The sequence below is a fragment of the Paraglaciecola sp. 20A4 genome, from assembly GCF_011378905.1.
In the GTDB taxonomy this organism is placed as follows: domain Bacteria; phylum Pseudomonadota; class Gammaproteobacteria; order Enterobacterales; family Alteromonadaceae; genus Paraglaciecola.
Window position 1 is genome coordinate 1 of record NZ_WTPY01000058.1, and the last position, 3,710, is coordinate 3,710.

A 3,710-nucleotide genomic window follows, 5' to 3' on the forward strand; every position below is an offset into this window, starting at 1 on the left:
GTTGCTGATGAGTAAACCGTGGTCTGTGTATAGCAAACCCTGTTTATGTCAGCCCAAAACGGTCATTCGTTATCTGGGGCGTTATACGAAAAAAGGCATGCTTAATGAGTCGCGATTGCAGCGTATAGACGAGGATAGGGTTACCTTCAGCTATAAAGATTATGCTGATGATAATCGACATAAAAAAATGGTACTGACAGGTGAGGAATTCATTCGGCGCTACCTCAGTCATATTCTGCCCAAAGGTTTGATGCGAATAAGGCACTTTGGTTTTTTAGCCAATTGTTGTAGGCGTAAAAGATTAGATTTCATTCGACGACAATTACCGGACTTAGCAGAGCAAAAGGCCGATGATGAAACAAAGCAACCAGCTAAATGTTGGCCTTGTCCGGCTTGTAAAGCAGGTGTGCTGATGTTGATGTCAATCGCCTTGCCTTCTATTAATGTCCAGAGGATATCAAGTGGTTAAGATTATTGTATGACGGACTAATACAGACCGACAAACACGCAGCAACATGGCAGGTAAATCACTGTCACGGGGCAGGCTGGCCTATTGCATGGGAAACAAAATAAACAGGTGGGAATATGTTGTTCAGTAACGTGTTTAACATAACTATATCGCCCACGATGGCAGATATGTACGCGAATAAACTTGCCCTTCATACGACATCAGTTATTCCTTTTAAATACAAATTCCATTAGCATAAAAAGTACCAATAAATTTAAGGGCGGAGTCTCGGCTTTGTCCAACAAGGTGATTATTCGTCACACACTACGTGCCGTATAATCACTAAGTAGTTATAACTCAAGGAAGGCTGGGTGGATAAAATAACTGTTCCGTGGACAATATTGACTGCTGTAATTAGTGCTTTGTCGGCACTTTTGGGTGTGCACATTTCTAATAAAGCTCAAGAGAAAAGGCTTAAAATTCAATTTGAAAACGAAGCTAATGTTCGGAGTCTTGAATTAAAAAAGAAGAAACTTGAAGAGATGTTTATTCTATTTCAGAAATGGGAAATGGATATTACTTGCTTATATCTTCGATTTATCCCTGTATTTAAAGGTGAAGCCAACGCTACTGTGGTTCAAAGTGCTGCCTCTGAAAACTCTCTACAAGAAAAAGGCGATCACCAAAAATTTCAAGCTATCTTAAATTTGTATTTCCCTGAACTTAAAGAGGCATTTGGAGTTGTTATGGATAAACGGGGTGTTGTATTAAAGTATTGCAACGGGGAAATAGCTGCAACACCTGATAACTTGGATGCATTTTGTGCAGAACAAAATGCATTTGAATTAATAACTGCTAATTTTAGAAGTAAACTAGCAGATGTAGCAGTTGAGTTATAACAAGCTGTTAAACAAGGACAAAAAACAGTTGGTTTTGCTCCTTCGTCGCTAATTTTAACCAACTATTTTTTGCCTGTTAACAGGGCGTTAGTTGCCACTGAAAATTTTCTGGACTTTGAATATGTACACGGACTTATACAAAAAAATAAACAAAGCTTGTTGCTTCATTACAGTCTTTTTAGGTGATGAAAAAATAAGTGAGGGAACAGGTTTTTCACTTAACGAACAGGGGCAAGTTGTTACTGCAGGGCATGTAATCACTGGAAGATTTCCGTTACTAAAAAAAGACATAGAAGATCCCAATGTAAAAATATTTGTTAAGTTTCCTGATATAGCAGTGCTCGAATATAAAGTTGTTTTTTGTGGTTTTAACATTGAATGTGAAGGTTTTAATGAAGAGCTTCAATTGGATATATCAGTAATTCATCCAAAGCAAGAAACTCACGAAACATTCCCATATCTTATTACCACATCAGGCTCACCAGATCTTGGTGAAGAAGTCTTTCTTGCGGGTTACCCCGAAGAATTAGTGATGTCTTTTGATTTTGCAAACTTAATGAAAGAAGACATTAAGGGTGTAAAAGAATTTAAAGAAGCAATGAACAAAGGCTTCATTGCGGACATGATGGGCCCCCTAATAAAGCGCTCTGTGGTCGGTAACCTTAGAAAATTAGTATCTAGAAATGACGCATTAGGCCTTTCAGTAGAGACCGCTAGTTTCTATGCGGACAATGGAATGCATTCAGGGGCAAGTGGTGGACCGGTAATTAATAGAAATGGCGAAGTTGTAGGAGTTATAACTCAGCGTTCCGTAACAAGTGCCTCGCAATCTAACGATACTTCGCTCAAGGTGCCTGCTGGTTCTACTATCTGTTTGTCTCTAGGTTGTTTGCCAGTTGCCAATCAGATACTTAATGGTGGCAGCTAACAAGAGACTATGGCGTCAATAGCTAATTTGTAGCCTTTGGCGCTTCCCACATGACCCCATCTCTTAGCATCGAATTTAAGATAACGACCATCTTTCTAATGCAGGCAATAATAGCCACTTTCTTAGGCTTACCAGCAGCGACCAATCGTTGATATGTTTCCTTGAATACGGGGTTACTTTGTATCGCTGACATCATCGCCATATACAAAACAGTCCTGACTTGATGCCTGCCTCCTTGGATTTTCCGCAGCCCTTTATAGCGTCCACTTTCTCGATTCATGGGTGCCACACCGACTAACGCAGACGCTTGTTTGTTGGTTATATATCCTAACTCTGGCAAGTTACTGATGATAGAAGCGGAGGCTATTCTGCCTATTCCTTTCATGCTTTGTAAGATGCAGTTCTTCGCTTGATAATCAGGACACGATTCTATGAGCGCGACGATCTTATTCTCAATTTTGGTTATCTGGTTTTTAAAGACGGTGAGAATAGGTTTGATGGTCATAGCTAGTTCTTTTGGAAGGATTTGAAGACGGTTTTTTTCCATCGTTTGCATGACGAGTAATTGATTTCGCCTTCCGACTAAATCACTCATGGCCTGCATCGTATCTGGTTTGAGTTGAGATAACTTAGGCTGAATCGCCTCACCGTAATGAGCAATCAGTTGAGCATCTAGTTTGTCTGTTTTAGCCCGCTGACCTATCGCACCAGCAAAGCGTTTAATGTGAATAGGATTGGCGACAACGAAGGGTAAATTGGCATTTGCACATGCGATAATAAACGGCATTTCTAATCGGCCAGTCGTTTCAATAATAATGCGCCCAGGTGAGTGTTGTTTGATTATTTTTATGGCTTCTTTGATACCTTTTTCATCATTAGAAACGGTGAAATAAATATCGAGAGGGCGAATGTAAATATCTAATTGAAACTTGCCTATATCGACACCCACGTTAACGCTTTGATTTGTTTTTGTATTCATAATAAGCTAACTCTTACTTGTATAATGCGGTCCGGTAACCGGTTAGTCAGAGACCCAGTAGACTATTCGAGTGTTTTGCTTGGAGTCCTTTGTGGCGTTCTTTCTTGTTATCGGTCTCTCAACTGAGGAGCCATCAATCAATCGAACTACCACAAAAGAAGGCTTTAGTTGCTGCTAAAGCTTGGGTCTCACTTTACCTCACCCCGATTAAAATCAGGATGATTTACCTGAGTTATTATCCATACAAGTTGCTCAAGCAGGACAGAATACAGTTGGTTTGTTGCTCGTGCCTCGCTAATTTTAACCAACTATATTTTGCCTCTTAGCAAGGCGTTGAGGCTGTAGAATTACTCCAAAGTGGTAAATGACGGATGATTTTTATGTTCATACAGCCTGTAAAAATCATTTTCTAGTGGAATATTGTCTCAGATTTCACGCAGCAACGTAATTTGAGGC

At 39.9% G+C, this 3,710-nt stretch carries 3 protein-coding genes and 1 pseudogene; 3 read left to right on the forward strand and 1 reads right to left on the reverse strand.

Annotated features, from left to right (window positions below):
• From GQS54_RS22690 to GQS54_RS22700, 3 genes and pseudogenes are all read left to right on the forward strand, one after another.
• Nucleotides 1-325: pseudogene (locus GQS54_RS22690) on the forward strand (transposase); the annotation flags it as partial.
• Between the two features lie 494 nt (nucleotides 326-819).
• The gene (locus tag GQS54_RS22695; protein ID WP_166426194.1) at nucleotides 820-1,347 is read left to right on the forward strand and encodes a hypothetical protein; all 528 of its coding nucleotides are present in this window, start codon (nucleotides 820-822) and stop codon (nucleotides 1,345-1,347) included.
• Between the two features lie 91 nt (nucleotides 1,348-1,438).
• Entirely contained in the window at nucleotides 1,439-2,275 is an 837-nt protein-coding gene (locus GQS54_RS22700) for a serine protease (RefSeq protein ID WP_205967894.1), read from the forward strand.
• A gap of 22 nt (nucleotides 2,276-2,297) precedes the next feature.
• Here GQS54_RS22700 and GQS54_RS22705 read toward each other — a convergent pair whose 3' ends face one another.
• Entirely contained in the window at nucleotides 2,298-3,254 is a 957-nt protein-coding gene (locus GQS54_RS22705) for an IS110 family transposase (protein ID WP_166426195.1), read from the reverse strand.
• Nucleotides 3,255-3,710 lie beyond the last annotated feature (456 nt).

What these genes read in the sequence shown, in the direction of transcription:
- GQS54_RS22705 (WP_166426195.1), bottom strand. Translation starts at nt 3,254, where the DNA reads ATGAATACAAAAACAAATCAAAGCGTTAACGTGGGTGTCGATATAGGC.